Genomic DNA, 23,057 nt, shown 5'->3' with positions numbered 1-23,057 from the left:
GGCCCACCCTCCCCCGCAGCGGGGGGAGGGAAGAGCGCGCGTTTTGAGAGTGCCGCCCAGTCCCAAATGAACGGCATCCATCTCTCGGGTGAGTCCCTGATGGGCCTGCGCCATCTCGCCCGGCGGGGCGCGGCGCCGGCGACCCGGACGCTGGCGGGCCTGCCCGGCGGCATCGTCACGAAGCGGCGCGGGCGCGGGTCCGAGCCGGAGGACGTGCGGCTCTGGTCCGAAGGCGACGACCGCCGGTTCATCGACCGCAACGCCACCGCGCGCACCGGGCAGCTGCACGTGCGCACCCATCACGACGAGCGCGACCGCGCCGTGGTGCTGCTCGCCGATTTCCGGCCCTCGATGCTGTTCGGCACCCGCCGGACCCTGCGCTCGGTGGCCGCCGCCGAGGCCCTGGCGCTGCTCGGCTGGCGGGTGGCGGCCGATGGCGGCCGGGTCGGCCTCGCGGTGGCGACCTCGGGGGCGCCGACGGTGCTGCGCCCGGCCGGCGGCGAGCGCGCCATGATCGCGGTGACCGGCGCCCTGGCCCAGGCCCATGCCGACGCCCTCGCGGCGGCCGGCGCCGCCGGGTCCGACGCACCCCTGGAGCCGATCCTCGGGCTCGCCCGCAGCCTGCTGCCCGCCGGCGGACATCTGGTCATCGCCAGCGCCCTCGACGCCCCGGGCCCGGGCTTCGACGCGACGCTGACCCTGCTGGCCGAGCGGGTCGCGATCCGGCTGATCCTGGTGAGCGACGCCTTCGAGCGCGCCCGCCCACCGGGCTACTATCCCTTCGCGTTGGCCGATGGCCGGCGCGGCACCGCGCTCCCGACGGCGCTGCCGGGTGAGACCGCCGAGGCGCGGCTCGCCGACTATGCCCGCCGGGGCATCGCCGGGGTGCGCCTCGACGTCGAGGCCGGCCCGGAGGCCTATGCGCCGCTGATGGAGCGCCTCGATGCGGTGCTGTGAGGCTCGGGGCTCGTCCCGAACGGTGCTTGCCGGCTGTCGGGCCGGGATGGTGCCCCAGCGAAGCCCGGCCGTGTCGCCGCGTCTCCCACATCCGGGCTCGGCCCGATGAACCCCGTCGAGATCGCCCCGAGCCTCGACCAGCTCCGCGGCCTGCACCTGCCGGGGGGCGCCGCCGGGGCGGTGCAGGGGGAAGTCGTCGCGGCGGCGGCGTTGGGCTTCCTCGCCGCCCTGCTGGTCGGGCTCGTCCGCTACCTGCGTGGCCGGGCCCGGGCGAGCCTGCGCCGGGCGGCGCTGGCCGAACTTGCCGGCACCCGCGACCTCGATCCGGAGTCCCGTCTCGTGGCGCAGGCGCGCCTGCTGCGCCGCCTCGCCCGGACGCTCGCGGGGGACGACGCCGCCCGGGAGACCGGCGCGGCCTGGGCCGCCCGCCTCGACACGCTCCTGGCCACCGACTTCTTCACGCGCGGATCCGGCCGGGTCCTGGCCGACGGGCTCTACCGGCGCCAGGACCCCGACCTCGACGGGCTCGACGCCGAGCTGGGACGCCTGATCGGACGGTTGCGGACATGAGCGGCCTCCTCCCCGCCTGGCTCACGGCGCAGCTCTCGGCCTTCGACCTCGCGGCGCCCTGGATCCTGCTCGCCCTGCCGCTGCCGCTGCTGGCCGCGCGCCTGCTCCCGGCCGAGACGGAGGGCGGCAGCGGCGCCCTGCTGGTGCCCGGGACCCTGGTCGGCACCGCCCGTTCCGGGGCCGACCTCGCCGCCCGCGGCCGCCGCCGGGCCGCCCTGATCTGGACCCTCTGGGCCGCCCTGGTGGTGGCGCTCTCCGGGCCCCGCCTGGTGATGCCGGCCGCAGCCCTGCCGGCGTCCGGCCGCGAGATCATGATCGCCATGGACCTGTCCGGCTCGATGGAGCGGCGCGATTTCACCCTGGACGGCGAGACCGTGAACCGACTCACCGCGGTCAAGCGCGTCGGCACCGACTTCATCCGGCGCCGGGCCGGGGACCGGATCGGCCTGGTGATCTTCGCCGATCAGGCCTACGTGGCCGCCGCCCCGAGCTTCGACACCGCCGCGGTCGCCCGCGCCCTCGACGAGGCGACCATCGGCATCAGCGGCCGCTCCACCGGCATCGGCGACGGCCTCGGCCTCGCCCTGCGCCGGCTCGATCCGAAGGACCCCGCGACGAACGGCGACGGCGCGGCGGCACCCTCCGCGGCGCCCTCCGCGAAGGCCGTGATCCTGCTCTCGGACGGCGCCAACAATGCCGGCCAGACCGCCCCCAAGGACGTGGCCGCCCTGGCCAAGGAGCTGGGCATCCGGGTCTACACGATCGCGCTCGGCCCCCGGGACATGGCCGATGCCGACGGCGAGCAGGACGTGGTCGATACCGAGACCCTGCGCGAGATGGCCCAGGCCAGCGGCGGCGAGGCGTTCCGGGTCCGCACCACAGAGGACCTCGTCCGGGTCGCCGACGCGATCGACCGGCTGGAGGGCGGCCGCGCCCTCGCGCCCCCCCTGCCGCTGCGCCGGGAGCTCTGGCCGTGGCCCGCCGCCCTGGCGCTGGCCGCCGCCGCGGCCCTGCTGGCGACCCGGAGGGGGGTGTGATGCTCGGGTTCCGGTCAAACGCTCTCCTCCCTCCCCCCTCTGCGGGGGAGGGTACCCTGCGCAGCAGGGGGGGAGAGGGGCAGCGCGACGTCGCGGATTTCGGCTCTCTGCGCGACCTTTCCGGATACGGCGCTCCCCTCTCCCGACCCCTGCTGACGCAGGGGCCACCCTCCCCCGCAAAGGGGGGAGGGACGGCGCTCGCCCGTTTCGGACAGACCGACACGCCGCCCGTCGCGAGCCAGCCCGCATGAGCGCCCTCGACGCCTTCGCGTTCCTGCGCCCCTGGTGGTTCCTGGCCATCCCGGTCGTGGCCCTTCTGGCGCTCCGCGCCGCCTGGCGGGCGGCGCCGCTGGGCGATTGGGGGCGGGCGGTCGATCCGGCCCTGATGGCCCATCTCGCCCGCGCCGGGGCCGTGCTCGGCGGACGGCGGCAGGCGAACCGCGCCGCCGCCCTGGCCGCCGGGGCGATCGCGCTGGCGCTGACCGGCCCCGCGGTGGAGCGCGCCGATACGGCGACCTTCCGCAATCTCGACGCGACCGTGATCGTCTTGGACCTCTCCCGCTCGGTCACCGAGGGCGGGAACCTCCAGGGCGTCCGCCAGGCCGCCGCAGCGATCGCCGAGGCCGCCGGCACCCGGGCGGTGTCGCTCGTCGTCTATGCCGGCGACGCCTACCTCGCCGCCTCGCCGACCACCGACCGGGACAGCTTCGGCACGACCCTGTTCGCCCTCGACGCCGACACCGTGCCGGACCGCGGCAGCCATCCCGAGCGCGGGCTGGCGCTGGCCCGCCGGACGCTGGCGGAGGCCGACGTGGTCGCGGCCGACGTGGTGCTGATCACCGACGGCGAAGGCATCGGCGACGCGGCCGGCCGGGAAGCCCGGGCGCTCGCCGATCGCGGCTGGCGCCTCCAGGCCCTGTTCGTCCCCGCCGACAAGCCGCTGCCACCGGGCGCGCCGAAGCCCGACCGGGCCGCCCTCGACGCGCTGGTCCGGGCCGGCGGCGGCCGCGTCGCCGACATCACCGAGCCCGGCCCGGTGCTCGACGCGGTCGGGGCCGGGACCGCCCAGCACCTCGCGGCCGGCGGCTACGGCGTACTCGCCTATGCGGATCTCGGCCGCTGGCTGCTGCTGCTCGCGGCGCTGCCGGCCCTGGTCCTGTTCCGCAGGAGCGCGTGATGGAGCGGTTCTCGTCCAGGACCGGTCTCGCAGTCCCGATCCGCGCCGGCCTTCCCCCGGGCTGGCGCCGGTTCGCCCGGATGGCCGGGCTGGCGCTGGCCGGCCTCGGGCTCGTGGCCTTGCTCGCCGTCTCGCAGCCCCGCACCGGGTTCGGGCGGCTGCTGATGGCGCTCGGCCTGCCGGGGCTCGCCGCCGACCTGATCGTCGATCCGGCCTGGCGCGCCACCGCCCTGTACCAGGCCGGCCGCTACGGCGAGGCGATCGCGCTGTTCCGCACCGGCGGAAAACGGGCAAGCTACAACCTCGGCAACGCGCTGGCGCGAGCGGGCGACTTCGAGGGCGCGCTCGCCGCCTACGACGAGGCCCTGCGCTTCGACCCGCGCGACGCCGACGCGCAGGCCAACCGCTCCCTGGTCGCCCGGATGGTCGCCGAGGTGATCGACCGCGGCCCCGGCGGCGGCATCGCCAACGGCACCGCGCAATACGGCGCCCGCTACAACAACACCGCCAACCAGGACCAGAACAACGACATCAACGCCGCCTCCAGCGGCGAAGGCCTGGCCGGCAACAAGGAATCCAACGCCAGCGCGTCCCTGCCCGGCAACAGCAAGGTCGCCCGCCGCGGCAAGGCCGAGCAGCAATCGGTCGACGCCGGCAAGGGCCAGGCCCGGGGCTCGGCCGGCGACGCGGCCGGGCGCGGCCGCACCGGCGGCGGTGCGGCCATGGTCGCGGAGGCGCCCGAGCGCGAGGTCCGCCGGGTGACCAAGAGCTTCGAGGCCCACGAGATCCGCCCCGACCGGCTCTGGCTCCAGACCCTGCCGGACGATCCCGGCCGCTTCCTCAAGCTGCGTCTGCGCGCCGAGCAGACCCGCCGGGTCGAGGCCGGCACCGCAATCCCGGCCGGGAGCAACCCGTGGTGATGGTTTTCGGGATTTGGGCCTTTGGCTCCGCAGGCACGGCGGGTGTTCTCCCTCCCCCCTCTGCGGGGGAGGGTGGCCCTCGCGTCAGCGAGGGTCGGGAGAGGGGAGCGACGCGTCCGGAAAGGTCTCACCGAGAGCCGAAGCCTGCAGCGTTGCGCTGCCCCTCTTGCGGGACTTCGTCCCGCCCCCCCCTGCTGCGCAGGGTACCCTCCCCCGCAGAGGGGGGAGGGCGTTTCCGGCTCCTGTTCCAAAGCCCGAACACCCTCAGAGCGCCCGGACCCGCTGCACCAGCTCGCCGACCAGGCCGCGGGCGGTCTTGCCTTCGGCGGCCGCGCGCCAGGTCAGGCCGATGCGGTGGGAGAGCGCGTCCCGGGCGAGTTCGGTGACGTCCTCCGGGGTGACGTGGTCCCGGCCGCGCAGCCAGGCCCGGGCCTTGCCCGCCATCATCAGCGCGAGCGTGCCGCGCGGCGAGGCCGGGTGCTCGATCATCGCCCGCAGGTCCGGCGCCGCCGTATCGGTGCGGGTCGCCGCCACCAGGCGGACCAGGTAATCCTTGAGCGCCGGCGACACGTAGGTGGCCAGAGCCGCCTCCCGGGCGGCGCGCACGTCGGCCAGCGACAGGCGCACCGGCATGGCCTCGGCATGGTGGGTCATCTCGCCCTCCACGAGGTCGAGGATCGCCCGCTCGGTGGCCTCGTCGGGCATCTCGACCACGACGTGCAGCAGGAAGCGGTCGAGCTGCGCCTCCGGCAGCGGGAAGGTGCCGGCATGCTCGATCGGGTTCTGGGTCGCCACGACCATGAACGGGTCGGCGAGCGGATGGGTCTGCCCGGAGACCGTGATCTGCCCCTCGGCCATCGCCTCGAGCAGGGCCGACTGCACCTTGGGCGGCGCCCGGTTGACCTCGTCCACCAGCACCAGGGCGTGGAACAGGGGGCCCTGCAGGAACTCGAAGCTGCCGCTGTCCTGGCGCCAGACGGTGGTGCCGGTGAGGTCGGCCGGCATCAGGTCCGGGGTGCACTGGATGCGGGCGAACGAGCCGTCGAGCCCGTCGGCCAGCCGCTTGACCGCGCGGGTCTTGGCCAGGCCCGGCGCGCCCTCGATCAGGAGGTGGCCACCGGTGAGCAGACCGATCAGTAGACGCTCGACCAAGCCGGCGCTGCCGATCAGGCCGCGCTCCAGCCCGTCGCGCAGGGCCAGGACCCGCCCGTGCAGGGCCGCGTCCGGTTCGGCCTCGGGCCGGCGTTCGGCGAGGGCGTCGCTCATGCGGAGAACGCTCGGGCGCGGAAAAATACACCCGCCACGGGGGCCGTGTCCTGCATCCTGCACGTCTCCTCGGCCCGGGTCCCGTATTCTCAAGGGATCCTCAGGTTGAGGCCGGTGTGCCCGCTGCCCGGTAGGGCCGTCAATCCCGGCCGGTTCTGCCTCCGGTCCGTGCCGGGCGTCATCCCGGGGTCCTTTTGTCGGCTCCCGGAGAAAGGTGATGCAAAACCAAGGGCCTGGCGCGCCGCCCCGGATCCGCTATCCCGGACGGCGCGCCCAGCAGGCCATGATGTCACGGTTTCGTCACCTCTCGCCTCGCAAGAGACCGTCATGACCAGCTACGCCGCCATCCCCGAGGAATTCAAATCCGCCATCGGCCTGATCGTCGCCTTCGTGCTCGGCACGGCGATCGGGGCCGAGCGGCAGTACCGGCAGCGTACCGCCGGCCTGCGCACCGCGGTGCTGGTGGCGATCGGCGCCTCGGCCTTCGTCGATCTCGGCATGCGGCTGACCGGCCCGGACGGCGGGGTCCGCACGGTGGCCTACGTGATCTCCGGCATCGGCTTCCTGGGCGCCGGCGTGATCATGAAGGAGGGGATGAACGTGCGCGGTCTCAACACGGCCGCCACCCTGTGGTGCTCCGCCGCCGTTGGGGCGTTCTGCGGCGCCGACCTGCCGTTGGAGGCGGTGTTCGTCACCGTCACGGTGCTGACCTGCAACACGGCGCTCCGGCCCCTGGTGAACGCCATCAACCGCGCCCCGATCCGCGAATCCTCCACCGAGGCGACCTACGAGGTGCAGGTGACCACCGCGCCCGGCGAGGCCGGCCCCGCCCAGGATCTGCTGGTCGAGCGCCTGGAGGCGGCGAACTATCCGGTCAGCAACGTCGAGGTCGAGGAGCGCGGCGGAGGCGCGGTCGACGTGGTCGCGACGCTGACGGCCAGCGCCGTCAAGGCGAGCGAGCTGGATGCGGTGACAGCCGATCTCGCCAAGGCGCCGGGCATCCGCCACGCCACCTGGTCGGTCCAGACCGCCGATTGATCGTTTGGGACTTTGCGTGGCGCCGGACTGAAGCCGGCGCGCCGCCGGTAGGGACCGGTCAGCGCGGCGGGGCGAGGGGCCGGGTGCGGCGCTCGATCACCACGGTCGGGCGGGTACGGCGCTCGACCACGACGGTGCGGGGCGCCCGGCTCGGGCTGGCATGGGTCAGGATCCGCTCCGGCACCCGCTCCGGCCGGGCCTTCTTGGCCGCCAGGACGTGCGGGCGGACCTCGTCGGCCGGCAGCCCGATCAGGCCGGCGGCGATCTCGACCTGCTGCTCGACATCGTCGGCGAGGTCCTGGGCGGCGGCGACCGCCTCGTTCACCGTGGGCGGCTCGCGGCGCACGCGGATCGGCGGCAGGTCTGCGAAGCTCTTCTGCGTCTTCTTCACGGGGCGACTCGCGGTCATCATCGAACAGACATAGCGCCTTCCGCGCCGGTTGTGCAGTGCATCATAATCGGCGGTTGCCCGTCCGGGGAACATGTCGTGGGCTGGAATACCGCATACGGCACGCCATTGCCCTCGCTCCACAGGGCGAACATCATCCGCGCGTGGGTCGGCATCGCGCTGCGGCATAATAGCGCGTGCCCGCGCGGGGTGCCAGACGGGGGTCGCGATCCCCGTCCCGGACCGGGCGGCGACGGTCCGGAGCGTCGTGCCGACGGAGGAGCCGAACCTCCGGGATGCGAGGATACCCGAGACCGCGCGCATCGGCCGGGATCCGATCCCCTGGACGATGCGCTAGGCTCGCGCGCCATGGCCGAATCACTCGATCCCCGCCTCACCCCGGCCCGTCCGGACGTCGCCGACATCCGGTTGCGCGGCCGGGTCACGGCGGAGCGCTTCGTCGCCGCCGCCCCGCGCCGGGTCGTGGCGCCCGCGGCGCCGTTGCGCCGGGCGCCGTCGCCGGAGGCCGGGCTCGACACCGAGGCGCTGCTCGGCGACGCCGTGGACCTCTACGCCGAACAGGACGGGTTCGCCTTCGTGCAGCTCGTCCGAGACGGCTATGTCGGCTACCTGCCGGCCGATTGCCTCGGCCCCGCCGCGCCCGAGCCGACCCACAGGGTCACGGCGTTGCGCACCTTCCTGTATCCCGAGCCCGACCTGAAGCGGCCGGTGCGCGCCCATCTCAGCCTCGGCGCGCGCCTCGTCGTCACCGGCGAGGCCGGGGCCTATCTCGAGACCCCCGACGGCTACGTCTTCGCGCGCCACTGCGCCCCGCTGGCGCAGCACGAGCCCGACTACGCGGCCACGGCCGAGCGGCTCGCCGGGATTCCCTATCTCTGGGGCGGCCGCACCAGCCTGGGGCTCGATTGCTCGGGTCTCGTGCAGCTCTGCCTCGACGCCGCCGGCCTCCCCTGCCCGCGCGACGCCGACATGCAGGAGCGGGCCCTGGGCCGGGCGCTGCCGCTCGGCCTCGACGGATTGCGCCGGGGCGACTTCGTGTTCTGGCGCGGCCATGTCGGGCTGATGCGCGACTCCGAGACGCTGATCCACGCCAACGGCCATCACATGGCGGTGGCGGCGGAGCCGCTGGCCGGCGCGGTCGCCCGAATCCAGGAGAACAGTTTCGGGGCGGTGACCGGGATTCGGCGGCTCTAGGTCAAGGATCCGGGCACCCCGGGTCCAAAACGCGCGGCAAACGTGCTACAGGGACGCTCCGCGGTCGTCTTCCTGCCCGGTTCGCAGTCTAGGACCGTTGACAGGACAGCCCCGCCCTCGCCACATCGCCACCATGACCGCAGACCTCGCGTCCCTCGCGCCCGCTCAGGGCACCACCGGCAAGCCGCCGCTGGAGATCCTGCTTTGTGCCCCACGCGGCTTCTGCGCCGGCGTGGTGCGGGCCATCGACGTGGTGGAGCGGGCTCTCGCCCTCTACGGGCCCCCCGTCTACGTCCGCCACGAGATCGTCCACAACAAGTACGTGGTCGAGAGCCTGAAGCGGAAGGGCGCGGTGTTCGTCCGCGAACTCGACGAGGTGCCCGACAGCGGCGCCCCGGTGATTTTTTCCGCTCACGGCGTCGCGAAGACGGTACCGGCCAACGCCGATTCCCGCGGGCTCACGACCATCGACGCCACCTGCCCGCTGGTCACCAAGGTCCACCGCGAGGCCGAGATCCACCACAAGCGCGGCCGCCACGTGCTGCTGGTCGGCCATTCCGGCCATCCCGAGGTGGTGGGTACCATGGGCCAGCTGCCCAAGGGCTCGATCACCCTGGTGGAGGATCTGGACCAGATCCAGGCCCTGACGCCCGAGAATCCCAACAACCTCGCCTGGGTCACCCAGACGACCCTGTCGGTCGACGACACCCGCCACATCGTCGAGGCGCTCAAGAAGAAGTTCCCGAACATCACCGGGCCGCACAAGGACGACATCTGCTACGCCACCACCAACCGCCAGGAGGCGGTGAAGCAGGTGGCCCCGCTGGTGGACGCCCTGATCGTGGTCGGCTCTTCGAACTCCTCGAACTCCCAGCGCCTGCGCGAGGTCGCCGAGCGCGTGGGCTGCCCGATCACCCGCCTCGTGCTGCGCGCCGAGGAGATCGACTGGCCGGCCTTCGAGGGCATCCGCAAGCTCGGCCTCACGGCAGGCGCCTCGGCCCCCGAGGTGCTGGTCGAGGAGATCATCGAGGCCTTCGCCGCGCGCTACGATGTGATCGTCGACACCGTCTCGACCGTGGTCGAGGACATGGTCTTCCCGCTGCCGCGCGAATTGCGCAGCGAAGCGGCCGAGTAGGCCGCGCCAGGATCCGGGCCCCGACTCAGGAGGGGGCTTATCCCGTCCGCCCCCTTCATCCCGAGGTGACGGGGCGCAGCGGAGGGCTCGGAGGAGACCTCCGGGGATCCGTGCGGCCGGCTGGGATGCTCTGCAGCACCTCAGGATGAGGCGGCGAGTCGGAAAGCCGGGTCCGTCGGGTCGCTGTGCAGCCTGTCGACGATCCTGAAACTCTAAGAAGAAACACGAGCGCGAACACGTGGCCGTCTACACCGAGGTATCCGACGCGGCGCTCTCCGAGTTCCTGTCCGCCTATTCCATCGGCACCCTGCTCTCCTTCAAGGGCATCGCCGAGGGCGTCGAGAATTCCAATTTCTACCTGCAGACGACGCAGGGCTCCTACATCCTGACCCTCTACGAGAAGCGGGTGCGGGCGGGGGACCTGCCGTTCTTCATCGAGCTGATGGAGCACCTCTCCGCGCGCGGCCTCGCCTGTCCGCAGCCGGTGCGGGACCGGGCCGGCACGGCGCTTGGGCAGCTCTGCGGTCGGCCGGCCGCCATCGTCAGCTTCCTGGAGGGCGTCTCGGTCAAGACGCCCGGCGTTGGGCATTGCCGGGAACTCGGCCGGGCGCTCGCCGAGCTGCATGCGGCCGGCGCCGATTTCGCGATGGTGCGCGAGAACAGCCTGTCGGTGGACTCCTGGCGCCCGCTCTTCGCCCAGGCCGAGGCCCAGGCTGATTCGGTCACGCCGGGCCTGGCGGAGCGCACCCGCGCCGACCTCGCGCTGCTCGAAGCCGCCTGGCCCCAGGACCTGCCGGGCGGGGTGATCCACGCGGACCTGTTCACCGACAACGTGTTCTTCATCGGCGACAGCCTCTCCGGGCTGATCGACTTCTATTTCGCCTGCACGGACGCGTTCGCGTACGACCTCGCGGTCTGCCTCAACGCCTGGTGCTTCGAGGCCGACGGCAGCTTCCACCGGGACATGGCCGCGGCGTTGATTGCCGGCTACGAGGCGGTGCGGCCCCTGGAGCCCGACGAGGTCGCGGCCCTCCCGATCCTGTGCCGGGGCGCGGCGCTCCGCTTCATGCTGACCCGCCTGGTCGACTGGCTCAACGTGCCGCCCGGCGCCCTGGTGAAGCCCCTGGACCCGCGGGAGTTCGATCGCCGGCTCACATTCCATCGCCAAGCGCGGGACGCTCGGGATTACGGGCGGCAGGTCTGAGGGACGGATGAGCACCGAGACGACCGAGACCGCAACCGAGCCCATGCGGGTGAAGATCTACACGGACGGCGCCTGCTCGGGGAATCCCGGACCGGGCGGCTGGGGCGCGATCCTGATCTTCGGCGATACCCAGAAGGAGCTCTCGGGCGGCGAGGCGCACACCACCAACAACCGCATGGAGATCCTGGCGGCGATCGAGTCCCTGGAGGCATTGAAGCGCCCCTGCCGGGTCGACCTGTTCACGGACTCGCAGTACCTGCGCCAGGGCATCACCAGCTGGATCCACAACTGGAAGGCCCGGGGCTGGCGCACCGCCGACAAGAAGCCGGTGAAGAACGAGGACCTCTGGCGCCGGATCGATACGGCCAACGCCCGCCACGAGGTGGCCTGGCACTGGGTCAAGGGCCACGCCAGCGACCCGCTGAACAACCGGGTCGACGCCCTCGCCGTGGCCGCGATGCTGCCGTTCAAGCGGCGCTGAGATCAGGGTTCCCAGAGGGCTCAGCCCTTTCAAGATCTTTGAGCCAGCCAATCCTGCTCGAGGGGCGACGCCGGGCCTTTGCACAGGTGGTCCTGTCGCTCCCCGTCATTCCGGGGCGCCGCAGGCGAGCCCGGAATCCAGTGCCGCTGACGGTGCAAGGTCCTGCCCGATCTGCGTTTATGGATTCCGGGCTCCGCCTTGCGGCCCCGGAATGACGGGGTGGAGGGATCAACACCGTTTACGAAACCACCGGGTCATGTGCCGGCCCGGACACTGCGAAAGCGTTGGGTTTCGAACCGCGGCATCAGGCGGTCGGGACGCCTTGGGCGTCCAGACCGGCACCGTCCTTCGCAGCATCGAGACGTCGCTGCGTAGATGCGCGCTTGGCCGCAAACCGAGCGTCGACCTCTTCCGTGCCGATCAGGCGGCCGGCCTTCGCTGAAGCCAAGCCCACCTGTACTTGACAGCAGAACCATGCCTCCCGTTCGGTCTGCGGCAATTCGGGGTCTGGGGTGAAACCGTCCGGTCATTCGGTCGTCACGGTCCTCAATCCGTCTTGCCGTCGAGGCCCAGCCAGTGGCGGCCGTCCCGGGCCAGGAGGTCGTCGGCGTCCTTCGGCCCGGTGCTGCCGGCCGGATAGGGCTTCACGTCCGCCTGCGGCCAGCCCTTGAGCAGCGGATCCACCGCCGACCAGCCGGCCTCGATGTTGTCGGCCCGCTGGAACAGGGTCGCGTCGCCGATCATGCAATCGTACAGCAGGGTCTCGTAGCCGACATTCGGCTGGTCGGCGAAGAAGTCCTTGTAGCGGAACGCGGCGCTCACCCGGCCGATCTTCATCTCCGGGCCCGGGACCTTCACGTTGAACTCGGTGCCGACCCCGTGGTCCGGGTCGATCATGATCCGCATCACCGTGGGTCCGAGGTCGGCGTTCGGCGTGTCCTCGAACATCTTGAACGGGGCTGGCTTGAACAGCACCGCGATCTCGGTGCGCCGCCCGGTCATGCGCTTGCCGGTGCGGACGTAGAACGGCACGCCGGCCCAGCGCCAGTTCTCGATGTTGAGCTTGAGAGCGATGTAGGTCTCGGTGACCGAGTCCTTGGCGACGTGCGGCTCGTCGCGGTAGCCCGGCACGTCGCGCCCCTCGGAGGTGCCCGCCGTGTACTGGCCGCGCACCGCGTCCTCCGGGGGGATCGGCCGGACGGCCTGGGCGAGCTTGGCCTTCTCCGAGCGCACCGCCTCGGCGTCGAACGAGTTCGGCGGCTCCATGGCGACCATGCAGAGAAGCTGGAACATGTGGTTGGGCACCATGTCCCGGAGCGCCCCGGTCGGCTCGTAGAAGCCGCCGCGCTCCTCGACGCCCACGGTCTCGGCCGCGGTGATCTGGATGCTGTCGATGTATTCCCGCCGCCAGACCGGCTCGAGCAGGCCGTTGGCGAAGCGGAACGCCATGATCGACTGGACCGTCTCCTTACCCAGGAAGTGGTCGATGCGGTAGAACTGGCTCTCGTCGGCCTGCTTCAGGATCCGGGCGTTGAGTTCCCGGGCCGAGGCGAGATCCGAGCCGAACGGCTTCTCGATCACCACCCGGCGGAAATCGCCGTCCTCCTGCTTGAGCAGGCCGGCCTGGCCGAGCCCGTCCACGATCGTCCCGAAGAACCGGGCCGCCACCGCGCAGTAGAACACCGCGCTGCCCTTCACCTTGTCTTTGACCGCCGCGAACGTCTCGGGCTTTTCGAAATCGCCCTTCAGGTAGTGCAGCCGGTCGCGGATGAAGCCCCAGCTCTTGGCGTCGATGTGGTCGGCGTGGAACTCCGAGGTCGGGTCCTTGCTGAACGCCTCCATGGTCTGGGTGAGGTTGTCCCGCAGGGACTCGTCGGTGCCGTCCGAATGGTCGACGCCCAGGATGGAAAAACCCTCCGGCAGGAGCCCGGCCCCGGCCAGGTTGTAGAGCGAGGGCATCAGGAGGCGCTTGGTCAGGTCGCCGCCGGCCCCGAAGATCACCAGCGTGCAGGGCGGCGCCGGCTTGGTGCCGCTGGCCGCATCGTCCTTGAGGGCTATCGTCTGCTCGGCCATGCCTGGCTCCTTTCGGGCTGCACTGCAGCAAATCGGCGTGACAACCCACCGGTAGCAATGCCCGTTCCTGTCGCGTGTCTCTATGCTGCTGCGATCGGACAGCGGTGGAGAATCGCGCATGCATACCCATTCCCTCGAACCCTGGAGCCACGGCCACGTGTTCCTGGGAGACCGTCATGACCGGCACGCGCGCCGGACCTGGGCGGTGGTGGCGCTGACCGCAGCCACGATGGTGGTCGAGATCGTCGGCGGCACCTGGTACGGCTCGATGGCGCTGGTCGCCGACGGCTGGCACATGTCGACCCATGCGGCGGCGCTCGGCATCGCGGCGCTAGCTTACCGCTTCGCCCGGCGCCACGCGGCGGATCCGCGGTTCAGCTTCGGCACCGGCAAGTTCGGGGATCTGGCGGCCTTCGCCAGCGCGATCATCCTGGGCCTGATCGCCCTGCTGATCGGCGCCGAGAGCCTCGACCGGCTGCTCCACCCGGCGCCGATCGGCTTCGGGTCGGCCATCCCGATCGCCGTCCTCGGCCTCGTTGTGAACCTCGCCAGCGTCTGGCTCCTGCACGACGACCACGGGGATCACGGCCACGCCCATGGCGGCCGCAGCCATGGCGGTCATGGTGGCCACGACCATGGCGGACACGGGCATGGCGGCCACGACACCAACTTCCGCGCCGCCTACATCCACGTGATGGCCGATGCGCTGACCTCGGTCCTGGCGATCGCCGCCCTGCTGGGCGGGCGCTATCTCGGCCTCGCCTGGCTCGATCCGGCCATGGGCCTGGTCGGCACGGTGGTGATCCTGGCCTGGTCCTGGACCCTGCTGCGCACGGCGGGCCTCGTTCTTCTCGACGCCCGGCCGTCCCCGGCCGCCACGGCCGACATCCGCGCCCGCCTGGAGACGGAGGGCGACCGGGTGAGCGACCTGCACCTCTGGCAGGTCGGGCCGGGCCACCGCGCCGCGGTGATCGCGCTCGTCAGCGACAACCCGCAGCCGCCCGCGCACTACAAGGCCCGGCTCGCCGGGGTGCGGGGCCTGAGCCACGTCACGGTGGAGGTGCAGCCCTGCCCGGGCCACGCGGAACACGGCTGATCCGGGATCCCGAAGGGCTCAGCCCTTCGGCGGGGTTCGGGGGCGGAGCCCCTGATACCTGGGCAAAGCCCGACATCAGGGTCCAGGATCGTGCGCCTCACTCGTCCGGGCGGACGGCCTGGCCGCCCCTGTCGATCGGCAGGGTCGGACCCTTCAGTTCGGCATCGCTCGGCAGGGCGCGGACGTCCCAGCCGCCGCCCAGCGCCCGGATCAGCGTGACCGCCGCGGTGAAGCGGTTGAGCCGGACCTGGAGGGCGTTGATCTCGTTGCTCACGAGCAGACCCTGCGCGGTCACCACCGTGGTGAAGTTCTGGGTGCCGGCCCGGTACTCGTTGAGGGTGATCTCCACGGCCTTGCGGGACGATTCGACTGCCGCGTCCTGGGCATTCTGCTGCAGGCCGAGGATGCGCAGGGCCGCCATCTGGTTCTCGACCTCCGCCAGCGCGGCGAGCACCACCTGCCGGTAATTGGCCACCGCCGCGTCGTAGCCGGCCTCGGCCGAGCGGACTGCCGCCGTTCGGGCGCCGCCGTCGAACAGGACCTCGGTCCCGGCCGCGGTCGTGGACCAAACCTGGTTGGCGGCCGAGAACAGGCCGTTGCGGGTCAGACCGGAGACGCCGCCCTGGGCCGAGATCGTCACCGTGGGGTAGAACGCGGCGACCGCGACGCCGATCCGCTCGCTCTGGCCCTGCACCAGGCGCTCGGCCTGGGCGACATCCGGCCGCCGCTCGAGCAGGTCGGACGGGATCCCGACCGGGACGGGGGGCGGGTTGCGGCCGATGCCGGCCACCGGGATCGTCACCTCCGAGGGCGGGCGCCCGATCAGGGTCGCGATGGCGTTGACGTACTGCACCCGGGTCAGCCGGATCGCGATGGCCTGGGCCTCGATGGTCTGGACCTGGGTCTGCGCCGTGATCACGTCCGAGCGGGCCGCGACCCCGGCCGCGTACTGGTTCTCAGTGATGCCGAGCGTCTTCTTGAAGTTCGCGACGTTCTCGTCGAGCACCCTCTGGAGGGCGTCGGCGTAGCGTACGGTCAGGTAGTCGGCCGCGACCTCGGCCTGGATGGTCAGCCGGGTCGCGGCGATCGTGGCGGCGTCGGCTTGGGCCAGCGCCGCCTCGCTCTCGATGTTCCGGCGGGTGCCGCCGAACAGGTCGAGCTCCCAGCTGGCCTGTCCGAGCAGCGCGGCGCTGGTGCGCACGGTGTTGCCGCTGCCGGTCCGGGTGATGCTCGGGGCGCCGACGACGGTCGGGTACAGGGCGGCCTGGGCCGAGGCGACGAGCGCCCGGGCCTGCCGGTAATTCGCCACCGCCTGACGCAGGGACTGGTTGTCGACGTCGACCAGGCGGATCAGGCGGTCGAGGGTCGGGTCCTTGAACACCCGCCACCAGTCGCCGCGCTCCGCCGCGTCGTTGGGCCGGGCCTCGCGCCAGCCCTTTTTTCGCGCCGCCACGACGGCCGGGCTGTCCTCGCGCTTGCCGCCTTCCTTGTAGGCGAGCGGCGTCTCCACGGAGGGGCGGCTGTAGTCGGGGCCGACCACGCAGCCCGCCAGGGCGGGAATGAGGGGGAGACAGAGAATATGGCGCAGCCCGAGGCTGCGGGCGCGTCTCCCTCCCCCCTCTCCGTAGGGAAGACGCTCTTCCGTCAGCAGCGAGCGGGCCGCAGCGGACCCCCTCTCCTGTGCGGGAGAGGGTTGGGGTGAGGGATACGCCCTTTCCGGAGACAACTGTCCCCTCACCCTGTCCCTCTCCCGCACGGGACAGTGGACCTGCGCCTCATGTGTCGCCGACGCGTGAGGGGAGCCCGCAGAGCCCGAAGACATAGGCGCGCGCGCGGGTGCCGCCGGTGTTTCACGTGAAAACGAACGCATCACTCTCCGGCCGGCAATGCCGCTGCGCCGCCGGGCCCGGCGCCGCGGCGCCGGGCGAGCACCCGGTGCCGGAGGCGGTCGAGGGTCAGGTAGACGACGGGGGTGGTGTACAGGGTCAGGATCTGGCTCACGATCAATCCGCCCACGATGGCGATGCCGAGCGGCCGGCGCAGCTCGGCCCCCTCGCCGGTGGCCAGGATCAGCGGCACGGCCCCCAGCATGGCGGCGAGCGTGGTCATCATGATCGGCCGGAAGCGCACGAGACAGGCCTCGCGGATCGCATCCACGGGATTTGCGCCCCGGGTCCGCTCGGCGTCGAGCGCCACGTCGATCATCATGATCGCGTTCTTCTTCACGATGCCGATGAGCAGGAACACCGCGATCAGCGCGATGATGGTGAATTCGGTGCCGGTCACCAGCAGGGCCAGCACCGCGCCGACGCCGGCCGACGGCAGGGTCGAGAGGATCGTCAGCGGGTGCACGAAGCTCTCGTACAGGATGCCCAGCACCGCGTAGACCGCCAGGATCGCGGCCAGGATCAGCAGCGGCTGGCGCGAGGCCGAGGCCACGTAGTTCTTGGCCGCGCCCGCATACTCGCCGTGGATCGTCGCCGGCAGGCGCAGGGACGCCATCGCCCGGTCGATCGCCGCGGTGGCGTCCGACAGGCTCTTGCCCGGCGCGAGGTTGAACGAGATCGTCGTGGCGACGAACAGGCCCTGGTGGCTCACCTGCACGGGGGCGCTGCCCGGCTCGATCCGGGCGAAGGCCGAGAGCGGCACCATGGTCTCCTTGGCGGACGAGACCGGCGCGCTCGAGGAGGCGCCGCCCTTGCTCGCCGCGATGGCGTTGGAGGAGGCGTTGCGGGCGGAGTCGGACGCGATCGCGGCGGCGTTCGAAGCGGCATCGGCCGTGTTGGTGGCCGCCGCCGCGGCGGCTCCGGTGGACGGGCCGCCGACCGCCCCCGTGGCGGTCGTGGCCCCCGTGGAGGACGCGGCGCCGCTCCCCGGGCTGCTGGTGCCGGTGGCCGCGTTGGTGTTGACGCCGCCCGCCGCCGCGACGGTGCCGGCCACCGCGTTGGTGATGGCCGCGCCCGGCGCGTTGCCCCCGGAGGTCGAGACGAAGATCTGCTTCAGCGTCTCGGGGGATTCCAGGTAGCGCGGGGCGATCTCCATCACGACGTGGTACTGGTTCAGGGGGTTGTAGATGGTCGAGACCTGGCGCTGGCCGAAGGCGTCGTACAGGGTGTTGTCGATCTTGTTCGGGGTGATGCCGTACCGGAACGCGGTGGCGCGGTCGATCACCACCCGGGTCTCCAGCCCCCCCTCCTGCTGATCGGAGGTGACGTCCGCGAAGGTCGGGTCCTTCTGGAGGGCGGCGACCAGCTTGGGGGCGGCGGCGAACAGCTCCTCGGCGGTGTCGCCCTGGAGGGTGTACTGGTACTGGGCGAAGCTCTGGCGGCCGCCCATCTGCAGGTCCTGGCGCGGGAAGACGTAGAGGCGCGCGCCCGCGACCTGGGCGAGCTTCGGCCGGAGCCGCGCCATCACGGCCGAGATCGGCGCCCGCTCGCCGATGGGCTTGAGCCCGATGAACACGTTGGCCGAGTTGGTGCCGCGCCCGCCCGTGAAGCCGACGACGCTCTCCACCGCCGGATCCGCGCCCACGATGGTGGTGGCCTGCCGGAGCTTGGTCTCCATGGACTGGAACGAGATGCGCTGGTCGGCCTGGACGCCGCCCATCATCTGGCCGGTATCCTGCTCGGGGAAGAACCCCTTCGGCACGATGATGTAGAGGTAGACGTTGAGCCCCACGGTGGCGAGCAGGCTCAGCAGCACCAGCCGCGGATGGGCGAGCGCCACCGACAGAGTCCGGGCATAGGCGTCGAGCAGCCAGGAGAAGCCGCCCTCCAGGACGCGGATCAGGACGTTCGGCCGGCGTCCCGCCGCGCGTCCGTGCCCCTCCGGCCGCAGCAGCCGCGCGCACATCATCGGCGTCGTGGTCAGCGACAACACCAAGGAAATCAGGATCGACAGCGACAGGGTGACGGAGAATTCCTGGAAGATCCGCCCGATCAGGCCACCCATCAGCAGGATCGGCAGGAACACCGCGATGAGCGACAGGCTCATCGAGATCACCGTGAAGCCGACCTCCCGGGCGCCGATCAGCGCCGCCTCCATCCGAGGCTTGCCGTCCTCGATGTGGCGCTGGACGTTCTCCAGCACCACGATGGCGTCGTCGACCACGAAGCCGGTGCCGATGATCAGGGCCGTGAGCGACAGGATGTTGAGCGAGTAGCCGAGCAGATACATCGCCGAGAAGGTGCCGATGATCGAGATCGGCACCGCCACCGCGGGGATCAGGGTCGCCCGGCCGGAGCGCAGGAAGGCGAACACCACCAGGATCACGAGGCCGACCGCCACCAGCAACGTCTCCTCGGTGGCCGCGAGCGACGCCCGGATCGTGGCGCTGCGGTCGCCGGTGAGCTTGATGTCGATGCCGCCCGGCAGCGCCGCGGTGAGCTGCGGCAGCGCCTTCTTCACCGCGTCGATGGTCTCGACCACGTTGGCGCCGGGCTGCTTGTAGACGAACAGCAGCACCCCGGCCTTGCCGTTGACGATGCCCAGGTTGCGCTTGTCCTCGACGCCGTCGAGCACCTGGCCCACATCCGTGAGCTTCACCGCGGCGCCGTTGCGGTAGGCCACGATGATGTCGCGGTAATCCTCGGCCTTGCGGCCCTGGTCGTTGGCGTAGAGCTGGTAGCGCCGGCCCCCGGCGTCGATCTCGCCCTTGGGCGAGTTGGCGTTGGCCGAGGCGAGCGCCGCCCGGATGCCCTCCAAGCCGATGCCGTAGTTGAACAGGGCGGTGGGATCGAGCTCCACCCGCACCGCCGGCAGGGACGAGCCGCCGATATCGACGTTGCCGACGCCGGGGAGCTGCGACAGCTTCTGCTGCACCACGGTGGCGGCCGAATCGTAGACCTGGCCGCGGGTCAGCGTGTCCGAGGTCATGCCGAGGATGATGATCGGCGTGTCGGCGGGGTTGAACTTGCGGTAGGTCGGGTTCTGCCGGAGCGAGGCCGGCAGGTCGGCGCGCGCCGCGTTGATCGCCGCCTGGACGTCGCGCGCCGCGCCGTCGATGTCCCGGTTCAGGCCGAACAGCAGCACGATCCGGGTGGAGCCGAGCGAGTTCGTGGACGTCATCTCGTTGACGTCCGCGATGGCGCCGAGCCGCCGTTCGAGCGGCGCCGCCACGGTGGTCGCCATGGTCTCCGGCGAGCCGCCCGGCATCTGGGCCTGGACCAGGATCACGGGGAAGTCGATCTGCGGCAGCGGCGCCACCGGCAGCTTCAGGAACGCGAACAGGCCGGCGAGCAGCACGCCGATCGTGAGCAGCGTGGTCGCGACCGGCCGGCGGATGAACGGCTCGGAGATGTTCACGGGAGCGCCTCGCCGGCCGCGACATCCGGCCCCCGCCGTCCGGCGATCCGGCGCTCCAGCCGGTCGAAGGCCAGATAAATCACCGGGGTCGTGAATAGGGTCAGCACCTGGCTGACGATCAGGCCGCCGGCGATGCAGATGCCGAGCGGCTGGCGCAGCTCCGAGCCGACGCCGGTGCCGAGGATCAGCGGCACAGCCGCGAACAGGGCGGCCAGCGTCGTCATCAGGATCGGGCGGAAACGCAGCAGGCAGGCCTGGAAGATCGCCTCCCGGGGATCGAGCCCGTCCTCGCGCTCGGCCTGGAGCGCGAAGTCGATCATCATGATCGCGTTCTTCTTCACGATGCCGATCAGGAGCACGATGCCGATCACCGCGATGATGTCGAGGGACAGCCCGAACAGCATCAGGCCCAGCAGCGCCCCGATGCCGGCCGAGGGCAGCGTCGACAGGATCGTGATCGGGTGGATGAAGCTCTCGTAGAGCACGCCCAGCACGATGTAGACGGTGATGATCGCCGCGAGCACCAGGAACAGCTCGTTGCTGAGCGCCGACTGGAAGGCGAAGACCGAGCCCTGCGGCACCACCCGGAACGAGGGCGGCAGGTCGATCGCGGCCTTGGCCTGCTCGATCGCCTCGACCGCCTGCCCGAGGGCCGCCCCGGGGGCCAGGTTGAACGACACCGTGGTGGCGGGGAACTGGCCGAGATGCGAGATCAGCAGGGGCGCCCGCCGCTCGCTGATCCGCGCCACCGCGGAGAGCGGCACCTGGCCGTTGGTCGCCGTCGAGGATGGCAGGTAGATCGTCTCGAGGCTGCGCAGGGTGGTGTGCAGGTTCGGGTCGGCCTCCAGGATCACCCGGTACTGGTTGGACTGGGTGAAGATGGTCGAGATGATCCGCTGGCCGAAGGCGTCGTAGAGGGCGTTGTCGATGGTCGCCGGGGTGATGCCGTAGCGGCCGGCGGTGGGCCGGTCGATGGTGACGTAGGCGGCGAGCCCCTGCGCCTGGTGGTCGCTCGCCACGTCGGCGACCACGGGGGATTTCGCCAGGGCCTCGGTGAAGCGCGGCACCCAGGTCTCGAAATCGTTGAGGTTCGGGGTCTCCAGGATGAGCTGGTACTGGGTCGCCGAGACCGCGGTGTCGATGGTCAGGTCCTGGACCGGCTGCATGTACAGGCGCATGCCGGGCTCGGCCCGGGCCGCCTCCGTGATCCGCCGGATGATCGCGCCGGCCGAGTCCGTCCGCTGGTCGCGCGGCTTGAGGTTGATCAGCATCCGGCCGGAATTGAGCGTGACGTTCTGGCCGTCGACCCCGATGAACGAGGACAGGCTGGCGACGTCCGGGTCCTTGAGGATCAGCGCGGCCATACGCTGCTGGCGCTCGGCCATGGCCGCGTAGGAGACGGACTGGTCCGCCTGCGTGATGCCCTGGATCACCCCGGTATCCTGGACCGGGAAGAACCCCTTGGGGATGACCACGAACAGGTAGACGGTCAGCACCAGGGTGCCGAGCGCCACCAGTAGGGTCAGGCCCTGATGGTTCAGCACCACCCGGAGCGCGCGGCCGTAGGCGGCGATCGTACCGTCGATGGCGCGCCGGCCGGCGCGCGCGAACACGCCCTCGCGGCGGCGGACCTTGGCCTCGGGCGCGTGCTTGAGCAGGCGCGCGCACAGCATCGGCACCAGGGTCAGCGACACGACCGCGGAGATCACGATGGTGGCGGCCAGCGTGATGGCGAATTCGTGGAACAGGCGCCCGACCACGTCGCCCATGAACAGCAGCGGGATCAGCACCGCGATCAGCGAGACGGTGAGCGAGATGATGGTGAAGCCGATCTCGCGCGACCCCTTCAGGGACGCTTCCAGGGGCGAATCGCCGGCCTCCACGTGGCGGGCGATGTTCTCGATCACCACGATGGCGTCGTCGACCACGAAGCCGGTGGCGATGGTGAGGGCCATCAGCGACAGGTTGTCGAGGGAGAAGCCGTACAGGTCCATCACCGACAGGGCGCCGATCAGCGACAGGGGCACCGACAGGCTCGGGATCAGCGTCGCCGACAGGCTGCGCAGGAACAGGAAGATCACCAGCACGACCAGCGCGATCGCCAGCCCCAGCTCGAACTGCACGTCCTCCACGGAGGCCCGGATCGTGGTGGTGCGGTCGGTGAGCGGCGCCACCGCGACGGAGGTCGGCAGGCTCGCCTGCATCTGCGGCAGCAGCGCCTTGATCTTGTCGACCGTGGCGATGACGTTGGCGCCCGGCTGGCGCTGGATGTTGAGGATGACCGCTGGCGTGGTGTCGGCCCAGGCGCCGAGCTTGGTGTTCTCCGGCCCCTCGACCACGTCGGCGACCTCCGAGAGCATCACCGGGGCGCCGTTGCGATACGCGATGATCGCCGCATTGTAGGCCTTCGGGTCGCGGATCTGGTCGTTGGCGTTGATCGCGTAGGATTGCTTCGGCCCGTCGATCGAGCCCTTGGGGGTGTTGACGTTGAGGTTGGTGATGGTGGTGCGCAGGTCGTCGATGTTCAGCCCGTAGGCGGCGAGCGCCCGGGCGTTGAACCGCACCCGGATCGCCGGCCGCTGGCCTCCCGAGATGCTGACCAGGCCGACGCCGGCCACCTGACTGATCTTCTGGGCGAGCCGCGATTCCGCGAGGTCGCGCACCTGGGTCAGCGGCAGGGTCTTCGACGTGAGGGCCAGGGTCAGGACCGGGGCGTCGGCCGGGTTGACCTTGGCGTAGATCGGTGGCGCCGGCAGGTCCGAGGGCAGAAGGTTGCCGGCGGCGTTGATCGCCGCCTGGACCTGCTGCTCGGCGATGTCGAGGGGCAGGTCGAGGTTGAACTGCAGCGTGATGACCGAGGCGCCCGCCGAGGATTGCGAGGTCATCTGGTTGAGGTTGGCGAGCTGGCCGAACTGCCGCTCCAGCGGCGCCGTGACCGAGGAGGTCATCACCTCGGGGCTCGCGCCCGGATAGAAGGTCTGGACCTGGATCGTCGGGTAATCGACGGCCGGCAGCGCCGAGACCGGCAGGTTCAGGTACGAGACGCCGCCGACGATCAGGATCGCCAGCATCAGCAGCGTCGTGGCGACCGGACGGAGGATGAAGAGGCGGGACGGGTTCATGGCAGGCGCACCATGGCCGGGCTCACTGCGCCGACCGGCGCCCGTGCCGGCGGCCGCCCCGTCCGGTCCGGCGG

The 23,057-nt window shown here is 71.5% G+C and carries 17 protein-coding genes; 11 read left to right on the top strand and 6 right to left on the bottom strand.

Going from position 1 to position 23,057, the window contains the following annotated elements; all coding sequences use genetic code 11:
• Nucleotides 1-66 precede the first annotated feature (66 nt).
• The 5 genes from FV233_RS11430 to FV233_RS11405 all read left to right on the top strand — a co-directional run bounded on the left by FV233_RS11430 (nucleotide 67) and on the right by FV233_RS11405 (nucleotide 4,661).
• Nucleotides 67-957: a DUF58 domain-containing protein gene (locus FV233_RS11430; protein WP_147897557.1), complete on the top strand. Its 891-nt coding sequence runs from the start codon at nucleotides 67-69 to the stop codon at nucleotides 955-957.
• Nucleotides 958-1,062: 105 nt separating this feature from the next.
• The gene (locus tag FV233_RS11425; RefSeq protein WP_147897556.1) at nucleotides 1,063-1,527 is read left to right on the top strand and encodes a DUF4381 family protein; all 465 of its coding nucleotides are present in this window, start codon (nucleotides 1,063-1,065) and stop codon (nucleotides 1,525-1,527) included.
• A complete protein-coding gene (locus FV233_RS11420) occupies nucleotides 1,524-2,564 on the top strand; it encodes a VWA domain-containing protein (RefSeq protein WP_147897555.1) in 1,041 nt (346 codons plus the stop codon). The genes FV233_RS11425 and FV233_RS11420 overlap by 4 nt, the downstream gene beginning before the upstream one ends.
• A gap of 247 nt (nucleotides 2,565-2,811) precedes the next feature.
• Nucleotides 2,812-3,741: a VWA domain-containing protein gene (locus FV233_RS11410; protein WP_147897554.1), complete on the top strand. Its 930-nt coding sequence runs from the start codon at nucleotides 2,812-2,814 to the stop codon at nucleotides 3,739-3,741.
• Nucleotides 3,741-4,661 (top strand): tetratricopeptide repeat protein, encoded by a 921-nt coding sequence (locus FV233_RS11405; RefSeq protein ID WP_147897553.1) that lies wholly within the window; start codon nucleotides 3,741-3,743, stop codon nucleotides 4,659-4,661. The genes FV233_RS11410 and FV233_RS11405 overlap by 1 nt, the downstream gene beginning before the upstream one ends.
• Before the next feature lie 264 nt (nucleotides 4,662-4,925).
• Here FV233_RS11405 and FV233_RS11395 read toward each other — a convergent pair whose 3' ends face one another.
• Nucleotides 4,926-5,927 carry a MoxR family ATPase gene (locus FV233_RS11395; protein WP_147897552.1) on the bottom strand — a complete coding sequence of 334 codons (1,002 nt, stop codon included), beginning with the start codon at nucleotides 5,925-5,927 and terminating at the stop codon, nucleotides 4,926-4,928.
• Nucleotides 5,928-6,254: 327 nt separating this feature from the next.
• Here FV233_RS11395 and FV233_RS11390 point away from each other — a divergent pair, with 327 nt between their 5' ends.
• Nucleotides 6,255-6,965: an MgtC/SapB family protein gene (locus FV233_RS11390; protein WP_147857001.1), complete on the top strand. Its 711-nt coding sequence runs from the start codon at nucleotides 6,255-6,257 to the stop codon at nucleotides 6,963-6,965.
• 58 nt (nucleotides 6,966-7,023) lie between these two features.
• On the opposite strand, the gene FV233_RS11385 is transcribed toward FV233_RS11390, so the two are convergent.
• Nucleotides 7,024-7,356, bottom strand: coding sequence for a hypothetical protein (locus tag FV233_RS11385; RefSeq protein WP_246689961.1), 333 nt, complete (start codon nucleotides 7,354-7,356; stop codon nucleotides 7,024-7,026).
• A 366-nt stretch (nucleotides 7,357-7,722) separates the two neighbouring features.
• Here FV233_RS11385 and FV233_RS11380 point away from each other — a divergent pair, with 366 nt between their 5' ends.
• From FV233_RS11380 to rnhA, 4 genes are all read left to right on the top strand, one after another.
• Nucleotides 7,723-8,568, top strand: coding sequence for an NlpC/P60 family protein (locus tag FV233_RS11380; RefSeq protein ID WP_147897551.1), 846 nt, complete (start codon nucleotides 7,723-7,725; stop codon nucleotides 8,566-8,568).
• 133 nt (nucleotides 8,569-8,701) lie between these two features.
• Nucleotides 8,702-9,703: a 4-hydroxy-3-methylbut-2-enyl diphosphate reductase gene (gene ispH, locus FV233_RS11375; protein ID WP_147855115.1), complete on the top strand. Its 1,002-nt coding sequence runs from the start codon at nucleotides 8,702-8,704 to the stop codon at nucleotides 9,701-9,703.
• A 238-nt stretch (nucleotides 9,704-9,941) separates the two neighbouring features.
• A complete protein-coding gene (thrB, locus tag FV233_RS11370; protein WP_147897550.1) occupies nucleotides 9,942-10,907 on the top strand; it encodes a homoserine kinase in 966 nt (321 codons plus the stop codon).
• 7 nt (nucleotides 10,908-10,914) lie between these two features.
• Nucleotides 10,915-11,388, top strand: coding sequence for a ribonuclease HI (gene rnhA, locus FV233_RS11365; RefSeq protein ID WP_147855113.1), 474 nt, complete (start codon nucleotides 10,915-10,917; stop codon nucleotides 11,386-11,388).
• Between the two features lie 546 nt (nucleotides 11,389-11,934).
• Here rnhA and zwf read toward each other — a convergent pair.
• Nucleotides 11,935-13,461, bottom strand: coding sequence for a glucose-6-phosphate dehydrogenase (gene zwf, locus FV233_RS11360; protein WP_147855112.1), 1,527 nt, complete (start codon nucleotides 13,459-13,461; stop codon nucleotides 11,935-11,937).
• Nucleotides 13,462-13,579: 118 nt separating this feature from the next.
• On the opposite strand from zwf, the gene dmeF reads away from it, so the two are divergent.
• Complete coding sequence (dmeF, locus tag FV233_RS11355) at nucleotides 13,580-14,557, top strand: CDF family Co(II)/Ni(II) efflux transporter DmeF (RefSeq protein ID WP_147897549.1); 978 nt, start codon at nucleotides 13,580-13,582, stop codon at nucleotides 14,555-14,557.
• A gap of 97 nt (nucleotides 14,558-14,654) precedes the next feature.
• On the opposite strand, the gene FV233_RS11350 is transcribed toward dmeF, so the two are convergent.
• The 3 genes from FV233_RS11350 to FV233_RS11340 all read right to left on the bottom strand — a co-directional run bounded on the left by FV233_RS11350 (nucleotide 14,655) and on the right by FV233_RS11340 (nucleotide 22,983).
• Nucleotides 14,655-16,145 (bottom strand): efflux transporter outer membrane subunit, encoded by a 1,491-nt coding sequence (locus FV233_RS11350; RefSeq protein WP_147855117.1) that lies wholly within the window; start codon nucleotides 16,143-16,145, stop codon nucleotides 14,655-14,657.
• Nucleotides 16,146-16,426: 281 nt separating this feature from the next.
• Entirely contained in the window at nucleotides 16,427-19,861 is a 3,435-nt protein-coding gene (locus FV233_RS11345; RefSeq protein WP_147897548.1) for an efflux RND transporter permease subunit, read from the bottom strand.
• Nucleotides 19,858-22,983, bottom strand: a complete 3,126-nt coding sequence (locus tag FV233_RS11340) for an MdtB/MuxB family multidrug efflux RND transporter permease subunit (protein ID WP_246689962.1) — start codon at nucleotides 22,981-22,983, stop codon at nucleotides 19,858-19,860. Before FV233_RS11340 ends, FV233_RS11345 begins: the two co-directional genes overlap by 4 nt.
• Nucleotides 22,984-23,057 lie beyond the last annotated feature (74 nt).

It is taken from the genome of Methylobacterium sp. WL7 (assembly GCF_008040085.1).
Taxonomy (GTDB): Bacteria; Pseudomonadota; Alphaproteobacteria; order Rhizobiales; family Beijerinckiaceae; genus Methylobacterium; species Methylobacterium mesophilicum.
This window is presented reverse-complemented; position numbering and strand designations above follow the sequence as displayed.

What these genes read in the sequence shown, in the direction of transcription:
- FV233_RS11430 (WP_147897557.1), top strand. Translation starts at nt 67, where the DNA reads ATGAACGGCATCCATCTCTCGGGTGAGTCCCTGATGGGCCTGCGCCAT.
- FV233_RS11425 (WP_147897556.1), top strand. Translation starts at nt 1,063, where the DNA reads ATGAACCCCGTCGAGATCGCCCCGAGCCTCGACCAGCTCCGCGGCCTG.
- FV233_RS11420 (WP_147897555.1), top strand. Translation starts at nt 1,524, where the DNA reads ATGAGCGGCCTCCTCCCCGCCTGGCTCACGGCGCAGCTCTCGGCCTTC.
- FV233_RS11410 (WP_147897554.1), top strand. Translation starts at nt 2,812, where the DNA reads ATGAGCGCCCTCGACGCCTTCGCGTTCCTGCGCCCCTGGTGGTTCCTG.
- FV233_RS11405 (WP_147897553.1), top strand. Translation starts at nt 3,741, where the DNA reads ATGGAGCGGTTCTCGTCCAGGACCGGTCTCGCAGTCCCGATCCGCGCC.
- FV233_RS11395 (WP_147897552.1), bottom strand. Translation starts at nt 5,927, where the DNA reads ATGAGCGACGCCCTCGCCGAACGCCGGCCCGAGGCCGAACCGGACGCG.
- FV233_RS11390 (WP_147857001.1), top strand. Translation starts at nt 6,255, where the DNA reads ATGACCAGCTACGCCGCCATCCCCGAGGAATTCAAATCCGCCATCGGC.
- FV233_RS11380 (WP_147897551.1), top strand. Translation starts at nt 7,723, where the DNA reads ATGGCCGAATCACTCGATCCCCGCCTCACCCCGGCCCGTCCGGACGTC.
- ispH (WP_147855115.1), top strand. Translation starts at nt 8,702, where the DNA reads ATGACCGCAGACCTCGCGTCCCTCGCGCCCGCTCAGGGCACCACCGGC.
- rnhA (WP_147855113.1), top strand. Translation starts at nt 10,915, where the DNA reads ATGAGCACCGAGACGACCGAGACCGCAACCGAGCCCATGCGGGTGAAG.
- zwf (WP_147855112.1), bottom strand. Translation starts at nt 13,461, where the DNA reads ATGGCCGAGCAGACGATAGCCCTCAAGGACGATGCGGCCAGCGGCACC.
- dmeF (WP_147897549.1), top strand. Translation starts at nt 13,580, where the DNA reads ATGCATACCCATTCCCTCGAACCCTGGAGCCACGGCCACGTGTTCCTG.
- FV233_RS11340 (WP_246689962.1), bottom strand. Translation starts at nt 22,983, where the DNA reads ATGAACCCGTCCCGCCTCTTCATCCTCCGTCCGGTCGCCACGACGCTG.